Consider the following 22,110-nt stretch of genomic DNA (forward strand, 5'->3'; position numbering starts at 1 on the left):
TTTACAACTACAAATTCCGGAATTTGTAGTGTGTTTTTGTTGGCTAATGTTTTATTTTTTCAAGTCTATTAATGAAGTAAGAGGGATTAATCCCATTCTTTTTGTGGAAATATGTTGAAAACGATTGAGTATTATTAAATCCTATTTCTTGAGCAATAGCTTTAATAGTATATTTTCGAAACTTACTGTCTGTTTTTAATTTTTCTAATGCATAGTCTATCCTCAAATCATTTATATAGGAGACAAAACTCTTTTGCCTATAAAACCGTACTACTTTTGAAATGTATTTGGGGTTGGTATTAAATTCTTTAGCTAAACTATTTGTAGTTATATTGGATTCTAAGAAACCTAAATTTTGCTCAAAATGATCTATCTTTTCGGATAATGCTTTAACTATATCTTCCGAGATTCCGATATCGTTTAAGACAGGTTGCCTTATCGTATCATTATTCGAATCTTTGTGAACTTCAATTTTAGGTTGATCGGATATTAAGTTATTGAACCTTTTGGCATATATCTTTCGTTTTTTGTATTGATAAAAAGTTATTGTAATAGCTGCAATTACAACTAATAACAGAACTAAATTTAGATTTTTAAACTTAGTATTTTCTTTATTCATCAAACTAATTATTGCTTCTTTATCCTCAATAAGTTCTTTTGCATCATATTCTAATAATAATTGATCGTTAACAGACTTATAATCTCGGTTAATTATACTATCAATACTTAAAAGTCGATTAATATTGCTTAATTGATTTTCAAAGTCTTGTATAGAGTCATAATATTTAATGAGTTCCACATATGCTAACCTACCTTCTGGAATTACATAATTCATGGTTTTCAAGATAGAATCTACTTTCTTAAAAGAAGCTATAGCTTCTTCGAATTTATTTAGTTTTACATTTACTTTCCCTAGATGTATATAGGCGTCAATTAGGTTATAATCTTGAAAAAGAGGTTCGTTTTTATAACTGTAGAAGAAAGGAAGTACCCTTTCAATTTTGGTTTTAGACTTTTGATAATTACTTTTATAATAATCGTGTATTCCATCATTCAAACTAAATAAACTGGAGATTTTTGTCTCTTTAGCCCATATTGCTCCTTTTTTATTTAATATGATAGCAGAATCTAGCTGTTTATTAAGCCGGTAAACAGAAACTAAATCGGCTAAAGTTATTAAGTATGATAATGAATCTGCCTCGGTTTTATTTTTAATCATTTCTTCATGCTCGAGACATTCTTTAAATAAAACCTTTGCTTCTTCGTATTTCCCTAATTTTCTTTTTAGTAAAGCAATATTATGTTTTAAAGCAAAAATATAAAGTTCATTATTAGATTTCTTAGCATAATTTAGTCCTTCAAGATAATCGTCCAAAGTTCTTTTTAAGTTTCCCCTATTTTTATAGGCAATCCCTCTTTTTGTGTAATAACATTCCGGAAAATGTTTTCGGTTAACCTTCTTACCAAAAGCAATTGCACTGTCTAGGTATTGGATTTTTTGGTCACTCAACCTTTCGCTAGACCAGCTTAGTAAACTATATGCCTTTGCAATATTAGCATTATCATTATTTTGTTTTGCATCTCTAAGATACTCTTTTGCATATTGCTTTGCAATAAGCTTGTTTGTGTCTATATTATTGAAGAAATTTTCACGAATCTTTTCATACTTTTTATCCATTAATAATTGTTCTTTACTAAGACTTTTTGAATCTTGTGAATAATTATTAAAATGAAACGTGACTAATAAAATAAATATTAGATATTTTCTAAGGTTCATCGAGTATTTTTGATGCAAATATAACTTTTTATGTACTGAATGTTAATTTGTTAAATTCGACATTAATCAAATTGACCTTGAAAAACATATTAAAATAGGATTGTCTTTTTAATTCCAATCACATATTTTATTGAGAATTACTGGAAAACCTGTAGTGAGAAAAATCGTAAAACAAATTCCAGAATTTCAACTATAGATTCCGGAATCTGGACTTACTTCCCTTGCAACCACCTTTACCATAGTATACTTTTGACTCATTAAAATACACCACGAGATGTCAAAAGCAAATTATTATAAACACCAATTTATCTATGCCATTTTAGCAGCCCTACATCTGCAAATAGATAGATTTATGTATCGTTTGGTGCATTGCCAACCTTATGAAATGATCATTTACCATTGGATCATGAAATTGTATGATAAGGGTAAGGCTATAGACGATACTATAGATATTATATATAAAGCTAGAAACATTTTTCTGTTAAAAACAGATGCATGTGTTGTATAAGTTTTACCAGCAATTCAATTTTTTAACCTATGCTTACCAAATACTATAAACAACTATCGCAAGAACAACAAACAGTTGCAGATCAAAAAATAGCACTGCGTCTACAGGTACATCATAATATAGTACACAAAATTATGGTACAAATGAATTCTTTGCTCGATATAGAAATGAATAAAGTGACATTGTATAAAAATACCCTAATGCGTATTGAGAAAGAAGTACGTATGCAAAAAAGATAGGCGCATGAAAAATAAAATCGATAGAATGAATATTATATTACAACAAATAGAAGTTATGTCTAGAATGGATCAACTTATTCGTATGCAAGCCACAGGTTCTCCTATAATGTTATCAAAAAAACTTGGGGTTTCTAAAACTACAGTATATCGTATTATTAATACCATGAAAGCATTAGAAGCTCCTGTGCTGTATGATACCACGGTACAGAGTTTTGTATATGATAAACCCACCAAATTTACATTTGGATTTTATGAAAATTAACAGTGTTGGAACAAAAGTTGATATATTTAAAAAATAATAAATTGTGCGAATGAAAAAAATAGTGAAACACCTAGTATTTGTCTTTTTTTGCATATTGTTTTCTGCAAAAGCATTTTCTCAAGAAATAGATTTTCGAGAATATTTGGGGCAGGAAATTGGTTCTCTACCTTATGCCTTTGAAAAAAGAAATTTACCAAATGAAGAGTATAATTATTTTGAGGTTCGTAACCCATGTTATTTTTTAGGATTACCTTTTTCTCATTTAGCTATAAGAACTGATAAGGATAATATTATCAATAGAGGTTCATTTAATGTAAAGAAAAAAATTACTAAGGAGTTATTTGATACGCTTAATAAGAAGTACGGGACACCATATCGAATATTGGCTGCAGATACTTTACAGGTCATCCATAATGAGTATGAAAATTCAACAAGTACAAAACTGATAGATGTTACAACTTATAACGAGAACATTGTCACTTTAAAATATAGAAGCAACAGCGTACACATAAATTTTGATTTTGCCTTTAATACCATGTCTGCAGAGTTCAAATATGTAAAAGAATAGGACTTAAAGTCTTCAGAGTTATTTAAGTCATTTTGTAAGCACCACATTTTAGAAAAATATAAGGTCAGTTTTCTTATGCCTCTTAAAAGGTATACTGAAAGCTTCAGGATACATATTGCTAAATCTAAAGTTTATTAATCTTTTGTGGGAACTATTGCATTGATATAAAACCTTGAAAAACACACACCATTTTAATTAAATATTAATCTAAATTTTAAAACTATGAATTTTAAATTTTTAACTACAATTCTAATTTGCATACTTGTTATTAGTTGTTCTCAAGAAGAATTGGAGGACAGCCCTCAACTAAGTTTTGAACAACAGCTAAAAGAAATGGGAGTAGAAGATATATCAGGATTAAAACCTCCAAGTTTTGCCAAAAGTGATAAACCTGTTCTACATTTTGATTCTGTCGAGGAGTTTAATCAATTTAGGAGAGATTATAAAAAGGGGTTGGAAGATAATACTTTCTATACTTTTGATTTTTCAAATTTTTGGGAAATAGAGGATCATGCAAAGTCTTCTAATGGTGACAGGGTGTTTCAATCTGCTAGCAATACCATGATTATTATACCATCCGAAACATGCCCTCCCACTATTCTTGATCCTGCACAAGCTTGTGATACTAATACTGGAGGAGGTCAACAGACTGGAAATATGTGCGGAAACAAGATATCACATTATGCTACAAGTAGTTCAAATATAGGTGGGCAATTTAATGTGCTGGTCAAAGTAGAACATGATCAAAATGGTAATGGAAAAATTACTGTGACCACAGAGCGAACAGCAAATAACTCTGTGGGTACCTATGAACAAATAGAACAAAGTGTACAACATGTAGGGAATGGAAAGTACCGTTGGGAAACCTACGGCAAAGGAACAGGGACAATTGGTGTGAGCATTTCACCTTTGGGTGTAGGTGTAAGTGCCGATTGGGATAGAAGTTATTTGATTCACGCAGTTGGATATTATTCTCCATGTGGTAACAGTGGTGCAGGTTCTGGTGGGATTCAGCATGTTTTTACTTTAGCAAATGAAGATCGAGATAATGATGAAGATCAACATTAAAAAATATGTTAAACGATTTTCAAATAATTACGATACTATTGTTTGCCCTATTGGTACTTCTATTACCGCTGTTGGCACTTATCGACATAGTGAGGAATGATTTTAAAGACAGCAACCAAAAATTGGTGTGGGTGGTTGTGGTCTTATGTTTTAATCTTATAGGCTCGATATTGTATTTTATAATTGGTGCTAAACAGAAAGTAAATCGTGATTAACGTGAGGTGAAGAATGGTAGTGTCACACTGGACCCCTCAGCTTGGTTCAGGATGTACTTATTTTCTTTTTTTCATTGCCAATCCTTCGACAAGCTCAGGATGATAACTAAAGTTAGTAGTGAAAAATGGGTTTAAAAATTCCAGTTTGTACTATTATCAAACTGATTTGGTCAGTATAACCACTGGATAAAATTTTATTGGATGTTTCAGACTGATAACTAAAGTTAGTAGTGAAAAAAACAAACAAAAATTATGAGTGATTGAGTTGAGTTTGCGTTTCGATCGAAAGCTCCCTTTTGTAAGGGGAGCTTTCGGGGTTGTAGCTATAATGCCCCTTAAATGATATATTCCTGTTTATTTCATCTCAACGGTAAATGAAGCGGTTAATCCCACACTAAAATTTCGAGGTAGTTTTTCGACTCCAAAAATTGCTCTGGAATGTTTTCCTTTTTCCTCCAGCACTTTTACAAACAAATCTGAGGCTCCGTTTACCACAATGGGGGAGTCGTCCCAATCTGCTCCCGATTGAAAGTATGCATCGATATGATTGAGTCCCACAATATTTTCAAAACCAATTTTTTTATCGATCTGTGCCAGCACATTCAAAGCACATAGCTCCATAGCTTTATATCCTTGTTGGGTAGAAATTTCATTGCCCAAACGTCCCTGGTATTTGTATTTTTCATTAAGAATAGGAAATTGAATCGCGATATAGGCGATATCTTTTCTAACGTTTACCGATTCGTAACTTCCTCCTGGGCTTGAAACATCGGGTAATTGTAGTTCTAGTTTGGCGAGGTTTTCTTTTGGGTTCATGGTGTTCAATTCTGGTCTTTGTTAGGTGTGAGTAGTGGGGGTGTATAGGTACTACTTTTGGCGTTACAATATACTTTATTAGAACGAAAAAATGGTTTGAGTTAGGACTCAAATCGCTTTTACTTTTATATTTTATTGTATGCAGTAATCTAAAAATTGATACCGGCTTCAATCGCAAAACCTACAGCACGATTTAATACCCTGGAGTTCGATAACTTACCTGTTATTTTGCCTCCTATCATAAGTCCAAAATCTGGAAAAGGAACATATAATAGCCCTGTGTTGATATTACCCCCAATTAAAAACTTCGTGCTTTTCTCGCTCGTAATGCGCTCGACAGTTTCCCAACCGGGGGACACCCCAATACCCAGATTAAAATAAAACCCACTGCCTAGATATTCATAGCCATCAAACCCCATTCCCAAAGCATAGGTGTCTACATCTTTAATGTTCTTATCCGCCAAAAAATCACTATTGATATTGGTGGTACCAAAACTTAGGGTAATTGGTATTTGAAACTTCTTAGACTCTTTTTTGAATTCACGGTATTGTACCGACCAGCTTTGGTAATGTTTGCTGTAGGTATGTTGATAGGTAATCATATGCAATTGTTGCAGATCTAACTCAGGGTTGTTTTGAGCCGCTAAGAGCTGTGAAAGTAACCCAAACAAAAGGGCAAAACTCAAGTTTCTTGAAGTAGCCAAAGTCATTAGGTAAAACCTAGAATGGTGTATCTGTTTCATTTAGATGTTTTTGCCGATTCTGGAAGAAAGTAAGCGAACCAAGTGAACCACAATAGATTGAGCAGTCCCCAAATAGACCCTTGCCCTTGAAAGTAATGTATAACCTCGGGGAATTTGTATATACCCACAAACCCTAAGAAACCAAGATACCAGTGATTGTCAAATTTGTAATTTTTCATACCGCAAAAGTAGAACTGGCAGTACACAGGTTGTTTGTTGGTTTTGGACAATTTATAGGATAGAAATGTAAATTTCTGTAAGTAAATCTCATGTCTTTGTATGGTAGTAAAACAAAAAAGCGATTTGAGTTAGTACCCAAACCGCTGTAATGCATATATCGTGTGTATGTAGTATTTTATATGTCTTCAAAAAGATGTTCAATTGGTTTTCTCACCTTCTTCAAGTATTGCGATTCATCTTCATTACTTCTATATCCTATCGTTGCAATTACAGAGGCATTTAATCCTTTTTCGGTTAATCCTAAAATCTTGTTGTATTGTTCTGCCTCAAACCCTTCCATTGGGCAAGCATCAATCTCTAGAGACGCACAGACCGAAAGTAAATTTGCAAGTGCTATATAAGTTTGGTTTTTGGTCCAGTTACATATTTCTTCAGGTGATTTTTCTGAAACCTTCATCTTCATAAAATCTCCATAACCTTTAAGTACTTCTATATCTAGTTTCCTTGTCTTTGCGGTTAGATTGATGTAATCGTCTATAACTTGTGGTGCTACCTGAGTATAATTACAAAAAACGATTACATGTGAAGCATCAGTAATCTGACTCTGATTCCATGATGCGGGTTTTAGCTGTTCTCTAATTGAATGATTTTTGATAATAAGCACTTTATACGTTTGTAATCCGTAAGAGGAAACAGACAATTGTACAGCTCTTTTGATGAGGTCTATGTTTTCTTTCGATATCTTTTTATTGGGATCGAATTTTTTTGTGGCATAACGCCATTCCTGGTCTATAATGTATTTCATGATTTATAGTTTTAGTGTATAGTTCTCCATCATAAAGTCTAAAGAAAACCCCATTTTGGCATACATGTTTTTGGCCATTTCAGAAGCTTGTAATGTGGCTAGATGATAATTTCGATCTATAGCCATGTTTAAAACCGTGTTCATGATCTCTCTTGCGTATCCTTTTTTTCTTTGAGAGGGTATAATTCCTAAGCTATGAATCCCAACGGTATTGTTGGTAACAAATAGAATAATAGTTCCTACCAGGGTTTGTTCATTTTTTACAAGATAATACTCAATAGTATCACTTGTTTTAGTGATCGTTTCTGCAGCAATTTTATAGCGAAATGCCTCATAAAATGCCTGACTCCAAAATTTTGCATTCATGGTATCATGAACTCTATCAAGAATAAGATTGTTGTCGATGTTGAATTTTGAGTTAAGAGATAAACTCATGCCGTATTGTAATGATTTGATTTTAAACCCGCGGTCAAGCATTACGCTTGTTTCTTTGTTTTCTTCATTAAAATGAGAGAAAGTAATCTGATTGTTATCGTTCATTTCAGATTTTATATCCTGTATTGTTGCTTGGGATGTAGTATTGTTAACCCAAATTCTATTGGGCCAGTCTGAGTTTTCAACTGTAGATACAGAGTATGCTGTACCCTTTTTAAAACCACCAGATGATCTCCCCGCCAGCTCCCATAAGAGAACTAAGTTGTGAATATTTAGTGTTGTTTTTTTCATTTTGAGTTTATTAATATGATTCCTATTATCATCGCAAAAGCTCCTATTAAGCGTTTTGATGTTAAGGGCTCTACCGGGAGGTTTAGCCATCCGAATTTTCCCGCTATTAGAGAAAAGATAAGTTGTCCGCACAATCCCAGAGCAATCATCTTAGAAATTCCCATTTTGGGTATTGTATAAAAGTATAGAGAAATACCTGTCATACTAAACAGACCACCTGTAAACCATAAGTACCATGGTACGTTTCTGACACTTTGAAGTTGAAACGTTTCTTTACCGATGAATAAAAAGACAATAACCCCAAAGATTGTACTGGCGATTGAAGTTGCGATTACAGCTAAGATGGGTTGTTTTAAAATTGCTCCTAGTTGTGTGTTAAATCCGGCCTGTACAGCTAAAAATACACCTCCGATGCATGCAAGTAAATAAAGAAGTATTGATTTCATATGGCAAAGGTGGCCAAGATGAACGATCTTTTCCTTTACATATGTTGATTAGAATCATTTTTTTTGATTTTTTTTCTAATCCTGCTTAGTTGTGTGGGTGTTATACCAAGATGTGAGGCAATGTAATGTAGTGGTATTCGGGTCTCTATTTTTGGGTGATTGTTAATAAAGTCAAGATACCTTTCGTTTGCATCTTTTAAAACAATATCTATTTCTCGTCTTTCTTTATCTATGACCCAATTTTTTTCGAGATATGCAATATATAAGTTCTTGAGATCGGTATGCTTGGCAATAAGTTCATGATACTTTCTGTGATCGAAACTTATTAATGTTGCATCTTCAATAACCTCCAAAGCAAATTCTGATGGTTTTTCTTTTAAGGCGGAGACTGTAGACCCCACAAAATCTTCTTCCAAAAAAATATTCTTATGATATACATCCCCATTACTATTCATAAAATAAGATACGATGGCGCCTTTATACAAAATATGTTTCTCTCTGGAGATTTTACCGATATCAAGTAATATATCTCCCTTTTTTAACTGTTGTACTCTAGAAATTGATAGAAGTAAGGAGACAGACGCATTGCTTACCGGACTATATCTGGTAAGTACTTTTTTTACAAATGTCTCGTATGCTAGCATGTGGTACTTTGTCTGTCTATATTACGCCAACCTATATATGGTTACAAAGGATAATTATATATTTTTCTATAAAAATACTAGTATTCCTTCATAAATAATAATTGCAGTACGATATGATTATGACTGAGGTTAGGTATACACTCGTTTTTATACTTTTCTTTGCGTGATATGATCTATAGAGGGTATAAGCTTTTACTTTGTTACTATAATTGCACTCCCTGAATTAAAATAGTAGACTCAATAGATTCCTCTTTTAGGTGGAGAAACTTTTTTCGTTCTTCATCCATTTTAAAGTTGTCAAAATCTTCCTGAGTGTTAAATTCGACCAGGTGAATTTCATAGGGAACTTTTATAGTGTTTTCGATGACAACATTATCGTTTGGTCGAATACGTAAGGTAAGCCGCCCATTATATTTTAGAATGGTAGGAATAGCGATGGCTTCAAATTCATGAAATATATCTTCTTTCCCTTCTTTTAGATAAATTAATTGTGTTAAGTGTATCATCTCACGGGGTTCGATTTTTGATTTTGTTCGAGGTTATGGATTTACCCAACATTGAATGCTTATTTTATGACATCGTTGGTATTTGTTGTAGCTATGCCGCCATATACATTTGGGTCATGTTTCTCCATATAAAATTCAGGATGAGGTACTTCTGTGAACCCAAACTTTTTATAAAGCCATTCGGCTGTGTTTGTTAACAAAATCCAGCGTCTTAATCCTTGAAGATTGGGATGCTCCATGATTTCATTTATCAGCCATTTACTTAATCCCTTTCCTCTATACTCCTTTAGAACATACACATCTCCCAAATAGGCAATGGTCGAATAATCTGAAATTATTCTGGCAAAGCCAATTTGCTTGTTTTGGTCATACAACCCAAAATTTAAAGAGTTTTCGATTGATGTTTTTAAAGTATCGATGGGAATCCCTTTTGCCCAATCGGTTTCGTTTGCAAGGAATTTGTGAATGCTTAAAATATCTAATTTATCCTTGTCGGTAGAAATGGTATACTCATTTCTATGTGCTTCTCTAATTTTCATTTCAGTTTTCTTAATTGATGTTAGTGTTGCGCGTACTTTGTGTTTTATTATATTTTTGCCTCTAGTTAGTAGTTTTTCTTTTTTCAAATCTGATCAATTCTTCATCAGTTGCAGCTAGATAAGATTTTGATGTTACATGGTTATTGAATCCTTGCTGTTGCTTCCACCAATCATAATCAATAGTATACTGACTACGATTCGACAGTATTTTAACAGGCTCGTATGTTTTAATATGTTCTACAAATTCATCAGGTAGCCTAACATGATGGTGTTCTAAATAATGACTCAGCTTTTCAGGAAATATATATACTCCATCAGACATACAACTCGCTCCCATATCCTTTTCTCCGCATCGATATCGACACCAACTGATTCCCATCCAATCAGCGATAGACTTACCTCTTCCTAAATGTTCTAAAACCAATTCCTTATCTTTTACATTCCAATTAGAGTCTTCAAAATTAATTGGATCAGGAAACTCTGGTTCAAAGATACTTTTCCAATATCCTATCGCTTTTAGTTTTCGTTTCATTTATGTTGATTGCTACTAACTTTTATATATCGTTACAAAAGGTTACTATATATTTTTCTATAAAAATAATAGTATTCCTGTATAAAAAACAACATCATATGTGGTAAGATATAATTGTGGTTGATTGTAAATATACTATTGCATTTATGGGAAAGTGAATTTGGTTTAGAACGGAGGATATACAATGTGCCAATTGTAATACACGGTTTTATTCTTTTTGTCTTTTTTTCAATCCTTTTTCAAGACTCTCTATGATATCATGATTCATCTTTTTACCAAGAATCCTTCTTTTCATCACGGTAAATTCTGGGTTTTTATCAAAAAAGTCTTCATATGAACCTTTTCCATTTGTTTTGATAAAATACATAGAATGTGCTACAGTAAAGTACATAAGATTGCCAATCGAATCTTTTTCAGGGAAATACTTGCCATAAAACACATCTTTTGTCATAACATTTGTAGTATCTAAAAAAGTATATCTAAACTTAAACAATACTGATTTTCCGAAAGTTTCATCTTCTTGTTGTGTCGCTTTTAAATCTATTACTCTTGGTTCAAGGGTTTTCCAACTTTTGGACATAGAAGATAGCGCATAATATTTAACGATATCCCACTCAATTTCTTCTAATTTCTGTGTGTTGTGCTTTTGCAAGATTAGATTTCTAACCTTGTATTTTAATTTTGTATTATTTCTTGATTCTTGATGTTTTTTCTCAGTAGTACAGGATATAAAAAGAAAAAATATCATGATGATCCGTAAAAAGGATAGGAGCAATGTAAAGGCACTATTCATAGTGGTGTTATGGTTGGGTATGTGGTGCTGTAGGTCGTTTTTATTTCTAGTTTATGCCATTTTTCTTTCCAGTTTTTCTTTTGAATTCTCTTCTTGTATGTGGTCAAATCAAATTTTGGGGTAGGTGCCACTACAAGATTAAATAAATCTTCTAACCCGTAAGGTGCGATATATTCAATTTGGTTTTTGAGATTCAATCGTACCGCTATCGAAGTTGCAGTTTCGGGCCAAAAAGAAATGGCTTCGTAACAAGAGGTATATGGTTCATGACCGTTTCTGATATGCATTCTCGATTGATTTTTTACAGACCAATTCAATTTTGGGCGAAGCGTTCTTAGTTGGTTTTCTATTTGTAGATCATCCTCTTTGGTTCGATTAGATTTGTCATAATAAATGACATCAATATCGTTCAATGCAGATCTATCTTTTTCGTGTTTTTCATCCCAAACTTTATTTCTCACAAAGCCGGCCCCAATCCAACAATCATTTAAATGCAAATCTCTAACAAGTCTTAAGATTTCGATCATCCATTTGTCAGATTCGATTATTCGTATGAGTTCATGGTCTAAGCTAAGATTCATATCAAGTTCAAAATACATCGGTAGTAAATCCCACAGTTTTGCCAATCTTTTGAATAAATTGTTTGTTCGCCCTGGTTATGCCGTGAATAGTATATATAGTTTTACCCTTGGCATTAGATAGTTTTAAAACCTGAAACATACCATAGTATTTGGTTTTCACGATGTCTGACCAAATGTAACTAGTACTGTTGCCTCTTTGGGTTATTGTAAAGCCCTTTTCACCATAAGTAACTTTTGCAGCTCTATACCTTAATACTAATAAGCCTACATAGGAACTGTACCCTGCAAAAAAGATAATCACAGGAACACCACCTACAGATAAAAACCCTTCTGTTGTCATGAGGGTAACAGCCCAGATACAAGATATTAGGGTTACACAGCAAAAAAATAGCACAACGATATAGGTTAGAATTTGATGTAACAATGGGTTTGGGATGGTTACCTTACCGTGGTAATTTGTTTTTTGGGAGGCGTTGCTTTCCATTACAATTGTTTATAGCCCTGGTCGTAAAACGTTTTTATTTATCTCGTTTTAAAATTATTGAGTTATTTGAATCAAATTCTTTTGGTCGTATTCCTTCAAAGCCAATGGCAAATTTCATAGTATCATCATCGATGAAATTTGAGATACAGAGTAGCTTTTTTTGTTCATTACTCTCAAACAAGGTTACTATTAAATCTACTTGAATTGGATTTGTTTCACTATTTATTTCATAGGTCATGCTTCCTTTTTTTCCATTTCGAACAAATTCTTTTCCGCCTATTATTTGTCCCTGCATTTCGAAGTATGCATACCCTTCTGAATCAAAGTTTAAATATCCAATTTCATTTTCATCCTGTCCGACCCATTTTCCGATAAATTTAGCGTTATCATTCTCAATTGTCATCGATAAAAGAGGAATGATAAATAGTATAATTAAAAGCTTTTTCATAATGTTTGCGTCAAGTTAGTGCGTAAAAAAGTAACAGGTGTACATAGGCCAATGTTAGACTTAAACAAAGATAGCAGAAAAGAAATGAACTTGAAGTGTAACTCTTAACTGCTATTTTATATACTGTGTCAATGGTTTGATTTCAAAATTTTGTAATGATGTTCGGTGTGGTAAGCTGTCCAAATTACGATTTCTCTAATCGTCATTCTGCCCAAAAGAGGATGTGGAAGTAGGAAAGTATCTAAATCACGCTCATTCCATCTTTGGAATCGCTTGATAAGTTTCGTTTGTTGCTTTTCCAGCTTGTTGATATATGAAGTTTTATTAGAGGGCTTAATTATTGGCATTTTTTTAGAAATATCTGCAACCACACCAGGATTGTCAGCAAGTTTGCCTTGATATTTTTTAACGATTTGATCATAAGAGCGATTGTCTCTTTTATTAGTTCCAAACTTGTATTTCAAGTAAAATTTTGGAACTAGGAAAGCTCTATTTAAGGCTTTCTCACTTTGAATTAAATGAACAATATGCTCACCAGTATTCCATTTACCTTCGGGGCCTTTGGGCCATTTTTCATTGGGATGACTTTTGAGCCAGTCATATAGTATTTGATGCTTCTGATTTAAGATTTCGATTACTTCTGTTTTTGTCATCATATGAAATTTGCGAATTATGCAATCTATATAGCAATTGGTAAAGAATGTCTACTTATTTTCTTAGTTGAAAAATAATATCCATAATTTCGATATCTGGAACTCCTTTAATGGCGTATGCTTCTGGAATACTTTTGGCTAAATCGGTTTGTTGATAGGCTTGTAAAGACTGTAGTGAATCCCATATGTATACCCCTCCATATTCACCCTCATTGCTTGTTTTTATATAATATTTTTGAAGAAGACCAGAAATAGATTTAAAATTAGGCGCTCTATCTTTTGCTCTTTTTTGTAATTCTTCTTCTGGTAAATCTGATGTTAACCTAATAATTTGCAATATCATAAAACTTAGATTTTGAATTTATATAGTCACAATTTATTTACTTTTTATGATTGAAAATTGTAAAAATCGGTCATTTTCATTTTTCAACAATGCTTTGGGAGTATATCCTGTTATTTTCTTGATATCTTTTATGAAGTGGGATTGGTCAAAATAACCTTTTTGAGGAAACAGATCTCCATTTTTTATCTGGCTATAATTAGAAGCACCTTTTCGAATACTACAGTATTTTTTTAAGGAAAGCCCGAAAGTAGATTGAAAATATCGATTAATTTGTCGCTTCGACCAGAGGGCTTTCTCCGAATAATATGCTATGGTTTTACTCCCTTTGGTTTGATTAATCGATTTTAAAAGAATCGATTTCCTGGGGTCAATTGCAACTTGTTCTTCAACACATGATAGTAAGCATTGGTTCAAGTGCTCAAAAAAGATAGAATCTTCACTTTTTTCAAATTCAGTAAGTCCCAAATAAGAGTTCTTTACCGTCTTCATAGTATTAATTAGCGGAGTAATACTTTCTTGAATTATACTTTCAACGGCAAGTAGTCTAAATTGTATACCATATATTGTAGTTCCGGGTGAGATAATTACATTGGTTTTTTGGTCCCATAAACCCGTTAACAGCACTTTTTCCAGATTGTCTTTATGATAGCATATCAATACATCGAAAAAACCATCAGGTAATATGGTATAGGATTGGAAATGATCATTATTATTTTCAATTTTCCAATAGCACCTTACATAATCCTGAAGGTTTTCATGAGCCTGTTGCTGAACGTAAATCATTTAAAAACGTGTTTACTAATTTGAAGCTATGTATTGATATTTAATCTATTTATCTGTCGAGTACTTTCTATTGTCAAATGTTTTATGTTGATGGTTACTAGGGATTTTTGTGTAAAAGCTTGTGACTTTATCTATATGATTTTATGGACCTTGTTAACATCTGTTTTTAAATCTGTTCAATCCTTTGGTAGATTTCTTTTTTAGAGTTTTCAAATATTTCTCCACCAAATTCTTCATTATCCAATGAGATGATAGAAATGTCTTTTATTCCCATAATCCCGAAAACGAATTTCAAATAGGTTGTTTGAAAATTCATATGTTCGTTTTTCTCGTTTTCTCCATAACCTGTATCACCACGACTTGACAAGATAAACATTTTTTTGTTTTGAAGAATTCCAACATAATCACCATCAGGTTCTCCTGACCGAAATTTCCAGGTTTCGTTAATTCTCATAAGTTGGTCTATATAAGATTTTAGCCCACTCGGAATTGACCAATTGTACATTGGCGTTCCCAAAACATAGATATTATGTTCCTTGAATTCTTTAACCAATTCATTGCTGAACTCAACCCCTACCTGGTTTTCTTTTGTTCTGTTTTCTGGTTTCACAAATGCACTAGCAATCCATTCTTCATTAATTGCAGGGATTTGTTCTAATCCAACTTCTCGATAAGTGAAAGTATCGTTTGGATTTTTAGCTTTCCAATTTTCCTTAAAAAGTTGTGTTAGTTTTCGGCTGTGTGATTTTTCATTTCTTACACTTGCGTTGATAATTAATACCTTGTTCATATTCTTTAATTTTGATTATGAAGCAAAGTTCTGAATAGGGAAAGTGAAAAAAATTGATGTAGTTTAAGATGTTTCGATTTTTTTACGGATTCTGCTCAAAAATTCAGCAGTAATCCCTAAATACGAAGCAATTAGATAGTTTGGTACTTTTTCGGCAATTTCTGGGTAATTTTCCAAAAAGCCCAAATACCGTTGTTCTGCATCAAGAACGTTATTTAAGATTATTCTCCGTTGTAAACTGCCGAGATAATTTTCAAGGATGATTCTAAAAAAGCGTTCAAGTTTTGGAATTTGCTTTAGCATTTTTTGAAAAGAGTCGTAGCGTATTTGTAGTAACGTGGTCTTTTCAATAGCTTGAATGTTGTAAATTGAAGGTTTCTGTTTTTGAAAACTCTCAATGTCTGTGGCCCACCAATTTTCAATTGAAAAATATAGGATTTCTTCTTTTCCTGTTTCGGGATTTATGTAAAATGCTTTCAATGTTCCTTGAACAACAAAATTATCCGTTCGACAAGTTTCACCGTTTCGCAAAAGATAATCTCCTTTTTCAAGTATTTTCTCAATCCAAAACGTTTCGATTAAATTTTCCTCTTGAGAATTTAATTTAATATATTTTGAAATTGATTTGATTAGTTGCTCTTTCATTCAAATTATTGCCAACGTTAGTGTATGAAAAGTAGGCGGTTTGGATGCACCGAATTTTCGGTTAAGCATAAAGATTGATGCAATCTAAATGCCTTGATTTTATTATTATCTCGCCTTTTTTCATATACATTGTTACCTGCTGGATTTTCTTATTAATTTCCACATTCCATATGGGTTTTCAAAAAGTTTATCTCCAATATTCGGTTGATTTCTTTCTTCATTAATTTCAAAAATTGGCGATTCCATATCTGTGCTAAATGTCTGTCCTGATTGAATTTCAGGTTTGTCTATAAGTCGGTAATAACCAAAAATAGAAAGTAGATTTACTGATTCTTGGAAATCTTCATTGTAAACAATACTGTCTTTAAGTCCTAAGTTTTGCATTCCGCATGTGTAGGTTGTTCCTTTTCCGTCACTTATTGAATCCAAGACGTACATTTGATAAAGGTTCGATTCTTCAAAATCATTCAATAATTCAGTCCAATGCTCTTTAGTAAATGCTTTTCCAGTTGTTTCTACTTTAATTCCAGTTCCGCCAGATTTTAATATCGCATTTCCAGCTTCCGCAATTTCTGTAGCAGATTTTAAATCACCAGTTTCTGCTGACAGATAAACAACAAATTTGTGCTTGTCAATTTTTTCTAAAAATTCTTCTGATACTTGATTTACCATTCCTGCATATTTGAAAGAATCTTTCATTCTGTCATCTCTTTCGCAAATTTCCAATTCAAATCCCTTGTTGGTTTTTAAATTCAAAAGAACCATTCCAGCAAAAATGAAATCATTCATATTGTTTTCTGCAATTGCAGTTACTATTTCTGTTCTATTATTCCAATTTCCAGGAATGCAAAGAATCGTTTTAGGTCTTTTTTCAGCTTGATTAACTGATTTTTCTTTCTTTTTGAAAATGTTGAACATAGTTATGATTTTCAGCTTGCAGGTAACATCTGTACATAGTTACAAAAAGTAACCATATATTTTTATATAAAAGTAACCATATTCAACAAGAAGTAATAGAATGGTAATTCATCCTTTTTTCTTACTCAACTTGTTTCATTTTGCAGCAGGAATTTAGATTTGATTCTGCTTAACGTTTCTTGTGATATATTGATATAAGAGGCGACCACCTTATTGGGTAACCGCTTTACAATATCTGGATTAACTTCAAACAATTGTTGATAGCGCTCTGAAGCATTTAGCGTAGTAAATGAGCTTAATCTTTTAGAATTATTTACATATGCTTTTTCTAAATACACAGTATAAAAATCTTTCCACTTGGGAATGCTCTTCATAAGATGCCTAAAATCTTCATGAGTAATGTATAACAGTTCACTGTTTTCTATAACTTGAATAGATTCTTGAGCAGGTTGGTTTGTGATAAAACTAACCAGTTCTGTTGCGAATTGATTTTCGAATGCGATATAGCGTGTAATATCTTTCCCTTCCTCATCTATATAAAACAATCTTAAACAACCTTTATTTACAAAATAACTAACCTGACTGTTTTTACCGCTAGGGAGTAAGATTTGATTTTTACTTTTTTTTATCGTTTTAAAATAGGATAACACGACTTTTAAATCTTCATTGGTAATGTCGACATTCTTTTTTATGAAGTTTGTAAGTTTTTTATAATCAGTCATCTATTTATAGTCTCTTACAAATTTACGATAATGAATAATATCTTGAATAGATACTACGATCATATCATGTTCTTTGGCAAAGCGTAAAATGGAGTCATTTTTTGCCATGGTACCGTCGTCATTCATTAATTCGCATAAAACGGCTTCGGGTTTTAGCCCCGCCAATCTCATTAAATCGACACTTCCTTCGGTATGTCCCTTTCTTCCTAAAACGCCGTTATCGTCTGCCCTTAGCGGAAAGATATGACCGGGTCTAGCCAAATCACTACTTGTAGTGTTTTCATCACAGGCGACCTGAATAGTTGTTATTCTGTCTTTGGCAGAAACTCCAGTAGTAACATCTTTTTTTGCTTCTATTGAAATAGTGAAAGCAGTTTGAAAATTACTCGTGTTTTCCTCGGTCATATAGGGGAGATCTAGAAAGTCAGCTTTTTCATTGGTCATACATAAACAAACGATACCACTGCATTTTCGTATCATCAATGCCATTTGAGGAATAGTCATATGTTGAGCAGAGAATATTAAATCACCTTCATTTTCTCTATCTGCATCATCGGTTAAGATAATTCCATTTCCGTTTTGAAGATTCGCCAATGCTTTTTCTATACGTTCTTGACTACTGTTACCAAATATTTTTAGTGTATCTAACTCTGCAAGTACCATTTTAAATCGTTTATTGGTTTTTATATGGGTACAAAACTAGTGTTGTTTACGATCAAACTATTTGACCTAAGTCAATAAATTAAACGATTTGATAGGTGTTATTAAGGTTAGGTATTACTGGTAGGGGAGTCTTATTCATTCAATTATGTTCAGACTTGATAGGGTAGAGGCGAGAAACTAACGCAATTTTTTACTGTGTTAAAGTTAACGTGGTTTGCAAGTTGTGTTTGCATCCTCAAGGGAGCAAATGAACTATACAAATTGTTGTAAATTTTTTAGATTTCATTATCAAACATTTTATTCAACTGCCATTCAGCTACTTTTTGGATCCTTAGAACTCTATTTGCTAATTCAGGTTCATATGAACACCTTTCCGTGTTAAAACCGATCCAGTCCGGAAAATAAAGTTTTGCAAGTTTGAACATTAATTTGTTAAAGTATTTTGGTCCATAACTTCCTATTTTATTTTTGTCTCCAATGATCAAACAAGTCCTATAATGGATTACATATACAAAGGCACGAGTCAAATTAATTGATGGGGTTGGTAGACCCTCATCCTCCCAGAAAACTGTCCAAGACATACCTTCCGTCTCCATTTTAGGATTTGAAACTCTAGTTTCCTTTGGCAATGAATTCTTATTGTAAATCATTGCTGCCCAAAACCGAAAGAAAAGGTATATGTGGATTATATATTCGATATGCTTTATTGTTTATATGTCCTTTGTATGTTGCGTTTGCCTGCCGAAGGCGGCATATGCATATTACAAACTGTTAGCGCATTTTTATTCGTAGTATTCAATTTTTCTATCGGTGTAATATTTGGGTATACCTTTTATGTAAATGATTCGTTTTGTCCAATTGCCAACCTTATCATATTCGCCATACTCGCATTTAATGGTTGTATTATGATAACTTTTTGGTGATTCAACGTGATCGACATCTCCATTTTCCAAATAATAACATTTAATTGGACCACTCCAGGTATTACTGTTTTTTATTTTTAATTTTCCATCAGAATAATAAGTTTCTATATCATCGTAGGAGGCAAAGTGAGTCCATTTTTTAATCAAATTATCGTTGTCGTCATATTCATAATCAATCCACCTATCTCCTTTAATCAATGAGTCATTTGTTTTTAGAACAAATTTTTGTTTTATCAACTGCATATTGTTATTGTATTCATTTTGAAAAACTTTACTACGTATCTCAATACTTTCTAATTTCTCAGCATCGTTATTCTCATAATCAGTTTCATAATCATACAGTTTCAAATTTTCTTCTATTATATCATTGTGTTTATTGTATTTTTTTTCTAATCTATATATATATATATTAATCAATTTGTTTCTGGTATTATCGTAATAACTCCTTTCATATTTTGATTCTTCAATCAAATTTCCTTCGTAATCATATAAATATTCTATAAGTTCACTACAATCCTTATCCTTATCGTTAATTTTGCTACATTTTCTCAATTTTACTAACTGATTTTGGTCATTATATTCAAAAAAAGATATATGTCCTCCTATATTAGGGCGATATTTTATAGTTCTTCCTTGCTCGTCAAAATTTACTTCGAAATCAAGATCAAATAATAATTTATTTATTCTAATTTTTCTTGATTTTCTTCCTTCAATGACTGTAGTATCCGGTCGCATGTCATAAATATGCTCAACGCTCTTTTTAACTTTACCATAAAAACCATAGTCATACCATCCTGTATTTTTAAGAAGTTCCGTTTTATTTGATAGACAAGAAGCGAAAAGAATTAATGTCATCCAAATAAACATTATGTAGTAAATGATTTTCATTTTTTTTGATTTGCGCTAACTTCTCTTGTATGTTGCGTTTGCCTGCCGAAGGCGGCATATGCAATATACAAATTGTTAGCATTCGTTTTTTATTTTAAAATAGAGTTTAAAATATTAAAATCCTGTTTGTTTTTATGGTAAAAAATTGTCATTTCATTGTTTTTATTTAATATTGATTCCGTCATACTTTTGGGTAAAGAATGGTTTATTGAGTTAACTAAAAATATAAAATTCAAACCTCTCATTGAGAAGCTATATCCATTTATATTATTAGCAAATTTTATTCTTTTTGGCTGTGCGATTATCTGTTGCAAAGGATGTTTTGTTTGAGAAAAAGAGGTTGCTAATATGGGATATTCTAATTCATCTGGAATAATATTTTCAAAAAGTATTTTCTTAATTCTGCATTCGTGTTTATATCCTAGATCAATTTCTTTAAAAAAAGGTCTATTTGTAATACTTGCCCTCCATAATACTGATAATAAGAATAATTTCATTTTGTCATAATTAATATCATTAAGTATTGAAAAATCCTTGCCATTTTCCGCTTTATAAGTTGGATAAGTTTCCAGATTTAATTTATCACTAAAAATTAATGACTTGGCATACCTTTCATATTTGCCTCCGAGTATTCTATTATCGCAATCTTCACAAAGTATTCCTTTGTCAAATTCTCCGGTTTGTAATGGGATAGGTTTGATCTCATCAGAAATTCCTTTTATAGAATGAAATACATTTTTTTCGTCTTTCATTCCTTTGTACATAAAATCTGGAATTATATGTGCTTTAATCAATTTTTTGTCTTTCAAACACAATCTACATATTCCCATTTTGTAATTGGTTAGATTAAATTATATATAATTATAGGAGCAGAAAGTACTAATAAACCAATTATCCCATTCATATATGAATCATCATTTAAAAAATCCTTGAACGTTTTTTTAGATTTCCAAAATCTTGAAATAAACCATCTAAAACCTGCTCCAGGATAGGAGAAGATTAATATAATTATAATTTCAAAAATTGCTTCCATAATGAATGCTAACGTTTAATATATGTGTCGTAGCAGGACAAATTATTACCCTGATTTCGACAAAAACTGCGCATTGGTTGCTAACTTTTCCATTCCGCAAGCATTGCGCCTTCATAAATATACACAGACCAATCTGTTAGCCATTTAGTTGCTATGACATCATGTATCGTGTTGTAGGTGGTTATTCTTTTGAATTAACAACAGTATCCGTTATGTCATCATAACAGGCATAATAAGCTCGATTTCCGAATTTAGTAAATGACCATTGAGCAATTTCCGTTTCAGTTTTTAATTCTTTTGGGATTAAGTGAGGAAAAGCTTGTCCGATTGCATGAGTTTTAATCAAGAAATGAACATCGTTTATTGCTTCGTCTTTTGATAAATAATTGTCAAATAGTATCTCGGATATTGTTAATTTGTCAGAACTAATACCATATTTAGCTTTATAAACTAATTGTCCGTCCCAACTTCTGGAAAAAAGTAAATAACCATCATAAGCGTATATGTCCCATTTACAGTCCATAGAATCAGACTTAAATGCTATGCCTTCTAGTTTATCTCCATTATGTGGATATTGAAGATTGGTAGATGTCTTATCGAAATCTGATGTATCAATTTCAATTAATTCCTTTCCCAAAGATGTTCTTAATTCATTATACTTTTCTGCCACAGCTTTTTCCTTAGTAAAAGCCATTGTTGTTCTTGTATAAGAACTTACATCTAACACTTTTTTGTTAAAAGGATTATCGCTATCACCTAATTCAAACCAGCGAAAAGAATATTCTTGAGAATTTGTTTTGAGAAATTCAGATTCTGCTTTTCGCTTATTTTTTTTAAACCAGTTAAACATAAAGTGTTTTTTAATGCCT

Annotated in this window: 31 protein-coding genes; 6 read left to right on the plus strand and 25 right to left on the minus strand. The window is 32.2% G+C overall.

From position 1 onward, the window contains the following. Positions 1–43: 43 nt before the first annotated feature. On the minus strand, positions 44–1,678 hold the full coding sequence (locus tag M0D21_RS07910; protein WP_248328137.1) for a helix-turn-helix domain-containing protein: 1,635 nt from the start codon (positions 1,676–1,678) through the stop codon (positions 44–46). A 373-nt stretch (positions 1,679–2,051) separates the two neighbouring features. Between M0D21_RS07910 and M0D21_RS07915 the strand changes: the two genes are divergently transcribed. The 6 genes from M0D21_RS07915 (at position 2,052) to M0D21_RS07940 (ending at position 4,637) form a co-directional block, all read left to right on the plus strand. Further along, positions 2,052–2,285 carry a hypothetical protein gene (locus M0D21_RS07915; protein WP_248328139.1) on the plus strand — a complete coding sequence of 78 codons (234 nt, stop codon included), beginning with the start codon at positions 2,052–2,054 and terminating at the stop codon, positions 2,283–2,285. 29 nt (positions 2,286–2,314) lie between these two features. Beyond that, a complete protein-coding gene (locus M0D21_RS07920) occupies positions 2,315–2,524 on the plus strand; it encodes a hypothetical protein (RefSeq protein WP_248328141.1) in 210 nt (69 codons plus the stop codon). Positions 2,525–2,528: 4 nt separating this feature from the next. Continuing rightward, a complete protein-coding gene (locus M0D21_RS07925) occupies positions 2,529–2,786 on the plus strand; it encodes a hypothetical protein (protein WP_248328143.1) in 258 nt (85 codons plus the stop codon). A 49-nt stretch (positions 2,787–2,835) separates the two neighbouring features. Next, positions 2,836–3,354, plus strand: a complete 519-nt coding sequence (locus tag M0D21_RS07930; RefSeq protein ID WP_248328145.1) for a hypothetical protein — start codon at positions 2,836–2,838, stop codon at positions 3,352–3,354. Positions 3,355–3,576: 222 nt separating this feature from the next. Continuing rightward, entirely contained in the window at positions 3,577–4,422 is an 846-nt protein-coding gene (locus M0D21_RS07935) for a hypothetical protein (RefSeq protein ID WP_248328147.1), read from the plus strand. 5 nt (positions 4,423–4,427) lie between these two features. Further along, positions 4,428–4,637, plus strand: a complete 210-nt coding sequence (locus M0D21_RS07940; protein ID WP_248328149.1) for a PLDc N-terminal domain-containing protein — start codon at positions 4,428–4,430, stop codon at positions 4,635–4,637. A gap of 354 nt (positions 4,638–4,991) precedes the next feature. Here the strand turns inward: M0D21_RS07940 and M0D21_RS07945 are convergent, their stop codons facing one another. The 24 genes from M0D21_RS07945 to M0D21_RS08060 all read right to left on the minus strand — a co-directional run bounded on the left by M0D21_RS07945 (position 4,992) and on the right by M0D21_RS08060 (position 22,091). Continuing rightward, positions 4,992–5,453: a RidA family protein gene (locus M0D21_RS07945; RefSeq protein ID WP_248328151.1), complete on the minus strand. Its 462-nt coding sequence runs from the start codon at positions 5,451–5,453 to the stop codon at positions 4,992–4,994. Positions 5,454–5,602: 149 nt separating this feature from the next. Beyond that, positions 5,603–6,196, minus strand: coding sequence for a hypothetical protein (locus M0D21_RS07950; RefSeq protein ID WP_248328153.1), 594 nt, complete (start codon positions 6,194–6,196; stop codon positions 5,603–5,605). Between the two features lie 355 nt (positions 6,197–6,551). Next, positions 6,552–7,181, minus strand: a complete 630-nt coding sequence (locus M0D21_RS07955; protein ID WP_248328156.1) for an NAD(P)H-dependent oxidoreductase — start codon at positions 7,179–7,181, stop codon at positions 6,552–6,554. A 3-nt stretch (positions 7,182–7,184) separates the two neighbouring features. Further along, positions 7,185–7,907: a GNAT family N-acetyltransferase gene (locus tag M0D21_RS07960; protein ID WP_248328158.1), complete on the minus strand. Its 723-nt coding sequence runs from the start codon at positions 7,905–7,907 to the stop codon at positions 7,185–7,187. Continuing rightward, complete coding sequence (locus M0D21_RS07965) at positions 7,904–8,353, minus strand: DMT family transporter (protein WP_248328160.1); 450 nt, start codon at positions 8,351–8,353, stop codon at positions 7,904–7,906. The genes M0D21_RS07960 and M0D21_RS07965 overlap by 4 nt, the downstream gene beginning before the upstream one ends. Before the next feature lie 35 nt (positions 8,354–8,388). Further along, positions 8,389–8,997, minus strand: a complete 609-nt coding sequence (locus M0D21_RS07970) for a Crp/Fnr family transcriptional regulator (RefSeq protein WP_248328162.1) — start codon at positions 8,995–8,997, stop codon at positions 8,389–8,391. Between the two features lie 203 nt (positions 8,998–9,200). After that, the gene (locus tag M0D21_RS07975; protein WP_248328164.1) at positions 9,201–9,503 is read right to left on the minus strand and encodes a hypothetical protein; all 303 of its coding nucleotides are present in this window, start codon (positions 9,501–9,503) and stop codon (positions 9,201–9,203) included. A gap of 59 nt (positions 9,504–9,562) precedes the next feature. After that, entirely contained in the window at positions 9,563–10,042 is a 480-nt protein-coding gene (locus M0D21_RS07980) for a GNAT family N-acetyltransferase (protein WP_248328166.1), read from the minus strand. A gap of 61 nt (positions 10,043–10,103) precedes the next feature. Beyond that, positions 10,104–10,574, minus strand: a complete 471-nt coding sequence (locus M0D21_RS07985; protein ID WP_248328168.1) for a hypothetical protein — start codon at positions 10,572–10,574, stop codon at positions 10,104–10,106. A gap of 208 nt (positions 10,575–10,782) precedes the next feature. Then, complete coding sequence (locus M0D21_RS07990; RefSeq protein WP_248328170.1) at positions 10,783–11,226, minus strand: hypothetical protein; 444 nt, start codon at positions 11,224–11,226, stop codon at positions 10,783–10,785. A 137-nt stretch (positions 11,227–11,363) separates the two neighbouring features. Next, positions 11,364–11,993: a nucleotidyltransferase family protein gene (locus M0D21_RS07995; protein WP_248328171.1), complete on the minus strand. Its 630-nt coding sequence runs from the start codon at positions 11,991–11,993 to the stop codon at positions 11,364–11,366. Continuing rightward, positions 11,956–12,432, minus strand: a complete 477-nt coding sequence (locus M0D21_RS08000) for a hypothetical protein (protein ID WP_248328173.1) — start codon at positions 12,430–12,432, stop codon at positions 11,956–11,958. Before M0D21_RS08000 ends, M0D21_RS07995 begins: the two co-directional genes overlap by 38 nt. Before the next feature lie 34 nt (positions 12,433–12,466). Continuing rightward, positions 12,467–12,880 (minus strand): hypothetical protein, encoded by a 414-nt coding sequence (locus M0D21_RS08005; RefSeq protein ID WP_248328175.1) that lies wholly within the window; start codon positions 12,878–12,880, stop codon positions 12,467–12,469. Positions 12,881–13,008: 128 nt separating this feature from the next. Further along, positions 13,009–13,536: a DinB family protein gene (locus tag M0D21_RS08010; RefSeq protein WP_248328177.1), complete on the minus strand. Its 528-nt coding sequence runs from the start codon at positions 13,534–13,536 to the stop codon at positions 13,009–13,011. A gap of 52 nt (positions 13,537–13,588) precedes the next feature. Continuing rightward, positions 13,589–13,876: a YdhR family protein gene (locus tag M0D21_RS08015; protein WP_248328179.1), complete on the minus strand. Its 288-nt coding sequence runs from the start codon at positions 13,874–13,876 to the stop codon at positions 13,589–13,591. A gap of 33 nt (positions 13,877–13,909) precedes the next feature. Next, positions 13,910–14,659, minus strand: a complete 750-nt coding sequence (locus M0D21_RS08020; RefSeq protein ID WP_248328181.1) for a DUF6597 domain-containing transcriptional factor — start codon at positions 14,657–14,659, stop codon at positions 13,910–13,912. Positions 14,660–14,825: 166 nt separating this feature from the next. Further along, complete coding sequence (locus M0D21_RS08025; protein ID WP_248328183.1) at positions 14,826–15,449, minus strand: FMN-dependent NADH-azoreductase; 624 nt, start codon at positions 15,447–15,449, stop codon at positions 14,826–14,828. Between the two features lie 63 nt (positions 15,450–15,512). Beyond that, a complete protein-coding gene (locus tag M0D21_RS08030; protein WP_248328185.1) occupies positions 15,513–16,094 on the minus strand; it encodes a Crp/Fnr family transcriptional regulator in 582 nt (193 codons plus the stop codon). Between the two features lie 132 nt (positions 16,095–16,226). Continuing rightward, positions 16,227–17,012, minus strand: coding sequence for a DUF4261 domain-containing protein (locus M0D21_RS08035; RefSeq protein ID WP_248328187.1), 786 nt, complete (start codon positions 17,010–17,012; stop codon positions 16,227–16,229). Between the two features lie 125 nt (positions 17,013–17,137). Beyond that, the gene (locus tag M0D21_RS08040; protein ID WP_248328189.1) at positions 17,138–17,734 is read right to left on the minus strand and encodes a Crp/Fnr family transcriptional regulator; all 597 of its coding nucleotides are present in this window, start codon (positions 17,732–17,734) and stop codon (positions 17,138–17,140) included. Continuing rightward, positions 17,735–18,397 (minus strand): 3,4-dihydroxy-2-butanone-4-phosphate synthase, encoded by a 663-nt coding sequence (ribB, locus tag M0D21_RS08045; protein ID WP_248328191.1) that lies wholly within the window; start codon positions 18,395–18,397, stop codon positions 17,735–17,737. A 782-nt stretch (positions 18,398–19,179) separates the two neighbouring features. Then, positions 19,180–20,175: a hypothetical protein gene (locus tag M0D21_RS08050; RefSeq protein WP_248328193.1), complete on the minus strand. Its 996-nt coding sequence runs from the start codon at positions 20,173–20,175 to the stop codon at positions 19,180–19,182. Between the two features lie 122 nt (positions 20,176–20,297). Then, the gene (locus tag M0D21_RS08055; RefSeq protein ID WP_248328195.1) at positions 20,298–21,038 is read right to left on the minus strand and encodes a hypothetical protein; all 741 of its coding nucleotides are present in this window, start codon (positions 21,036–21,038) and stop codon (positions 20,298–20,300) included. A 384-nt stretch (positions 21,039–21,422) separates the two neighbouring features. Beyond that, a complete protein-coding gene (locus tag M0D21_RS08060; RefSeq protein ID WP_248328197.1) occupies positions 21,423–22,091 on the minus strand; it encodes a hypothetical protein in 669 nt (222 codons plus the stop codon). Positions 22,092–22,110 lie beyond the last annotated feature (19 nt).

It is taken from the genome of Aquimarina acroporae, assembly GCF_023195925.1.
Taxonomy (GTDB): domain Bacteria; phylum Bacteroidota; class Bacteroidia; order Flavobacteriales; family Flavobacteriaceae; genus Aquimarina; species Aquimarina acroporae.

Excerpts from the sequence above, each read along its gene's own strand:
- M0D21_RS08050 (WP_248328193.1), bottom strand. The coding sequence starts at position 20,175 with ATGACATTAATTCTTTTCGCTTCTTGTCTATCAAATAAAACGGAACTT.
- M0D21_RS07925 (WP_248328143.1), top strand. The coding sequence starts at position 2,529 with ATGAAAAATAAAATCGATAGAATGAATATTATATTACAACAAATAGAA.
- M0D21_RS08035 (WP_248328187.1), bottom strand. The coding sequence starts at position 17,012 with ATGTTCAACATTTTCAAAAAGAAAGAAAAATCAGTTAATCAAGCTGAA.
- M0D21_RS07915 (WP_248328139.1), top strand. The coding sequence starts at position 2,052 with ATGTCAAAAGCAAATTATTATAAACACCAATTTATCTATGCCATTTTA.
- M0D21_RS07980 (WP_248328166.1), bottom strand. The coding sequence starts at position 10,042 with ATGAAAATTAGAGAAGCACATAGAAATGAGTATACCATTTCTACCGAC.
- M0D21_RS07945 (WP_248328151.1), bottom strand. The coding sequence starts at position 5,453 with ATGAACCCAAAAGAAAACCTCGCCAAACTAGAACTACAATTACCCGAT.
- M0D21_RS08055 (WP_248328195.1), bottom strand. The coding sequence starts at position 21,038 with ATGGGAATATGTAGATTGTGTTTGAAAGACAAAAAATTGATTAAAGCA.
- M0D21_RS07910 (WP_248328137.1), bottom strand. The coding sequence starts at position 1,678 with ATGGATAAAAAGTATGAAAAGATTCGTGAAAATTTCTTCAATAATATA.
- M0D21_RS08010 (WP_248328177.1), bottom strand. The coding sequence starts at position 13,536 with ATGATGACAAAAACAGAAGTAATCGAAATCTTAAATCAGAAGCATCAA.
- M0D21_RS08020 (WP_248328181.1), bottom strand. The coding sequence starts at position 14,659 with ATGATTTACGTTCAGCAACAGGCTCATGAAAACCTTCAGGATTATGTA.
- M0D21_RS07985 (WP_248328168.1), bottom strand. The coding sequence starts at position 10,574 with ATGAAACGAAAACTAAAAGCGATAGGATATTGGAAAAGTATCTTTGAA.
- M0D21_RS08015 (WP_248328179.1), bottom strand. The coding sequence starts at position 13,876 with ATGATATTGCAAATTATTAGGTTAACATCAGATTTACCAGAAGAAGAA.
- M0D21_RS08060 (WP_248328197.1), bottom strand. The coding sequence starts at position 22,091 with ATGTTTAACTGGTTTAAAAAAAATAAGCGAAAAGCAGAATCTGAATTT.
- M0D21_RS07955 (WP_248328156.1), bottom strand. The coding sequence starts at position 7,181 with ATGAAATACATTATAGACCAGGAATGGCGTTATGCCACAAAAAAATTC.
- M0D21_RS08040 (WP_248328189.1), bottom strand. The coding sequence starts at position 17,734 with ATGACTGATTATAAAAAACTTACAAACTTCATAAAAAAGAATGTCGAC.
- M0D21_RS07930 (WP_248328145.1), top strand. The coding sequence starts at position 2,836 with ATGAAAAAAATAGTGAAACACCTAGTATTTGTCTTTTTTTGCATATTG.
- M0D21_RS08000 (WP_248328173.1), bottom strand. The coding sequence starts at position 12,432 with ATGGAAAGCAACGCCTCCCAAAAAACAAATTACCACGGTAAGGTAACC.
- M0D21_RS08030 (WP_248328185.1), bottom strand. The coding sequence starts at position 16,094 with ATGAAAGAGCAACTAATCAAATCAATTTCAAAATATATTAAATTAAAT.
- M0D21_RS07940 (WP_248328149.1), top strand. The coding sequence starts at position 4,428 with ATGTTAAACGATTTTCAAATAATTACGATACTATTGTTTGCCCTATTG.
- M0D21_RS07950 (WP_248328153.1), bottom strand. The coding sequence starts at position 6,196 with ATGAAACAGATACACCATTCTAGGTTTTACCTAATGACTTTGGCTACT.
- M0D21_RS07935 (WP_248328147.1), top strand. The coding sequence starts at position 3,577 with ATGAATTTTAAATTTTTAACTACAATTCTAATTTGCATACTTGTTATT.
- M0D21_RS07965 (WP_248328160.1), bottom strand. The coding sequence starts at position 8,353 with ATGAAATCAATACTTCTTTATTTACTTGCATGCATCGGAGGTGTATTT.
- ribB (WP_248328191.1), bottom strand. The coding sequence starts at position 18,397 with ATGGTACTTGCAGAGTTAGATACACTAAAAATATTTGGTAACAGTAGT.
- M0D21_RS07920 (WP_248328141.1), top strand. The coding sequence starts at position 2,315 with ATGCTTACCAAATACTATAAACAACTATCGCAAGAACAACAAACAGTT.
- M0D21_RS07975 (WP_248328164.1), bottom strand. The coding sequence starts at position 9,503 with ATGATACACTTAACACAATTAATTTATCTAAAAGAAGGGAAAGAAGAT.
- M0D21_RS07970 (WP_248328162.1), bottom strand. The coding sequence starts at position 8,997 with ATGCTAGCATACGAGACATTTGTAAAAAAAGTACTTACCAGATATAGT.
- M0D21_RS08025 (WP_248328183.1), bottom strand. The coding sequence starts at position 15,449 with ATGAACAAGGTATTAATTATCAACGCAAGTGTAAGAAATGAAAAATCA.
- M0D21_RS07960 (WP_248328158.1), bottom strand. The coding sequence starts at position 7,907 with ATGAAAAAAACAACACTAAATATTCACAACTTAGTTCTCTTATGGGAG.
- M0D21_RS08005 (WP_248328175.1), bottom strand. The coding sequence starts at position 12,880 with ATGAAAAAGCTTTTAATTATACTATTTATCATTCCTCTTTTATCGATG.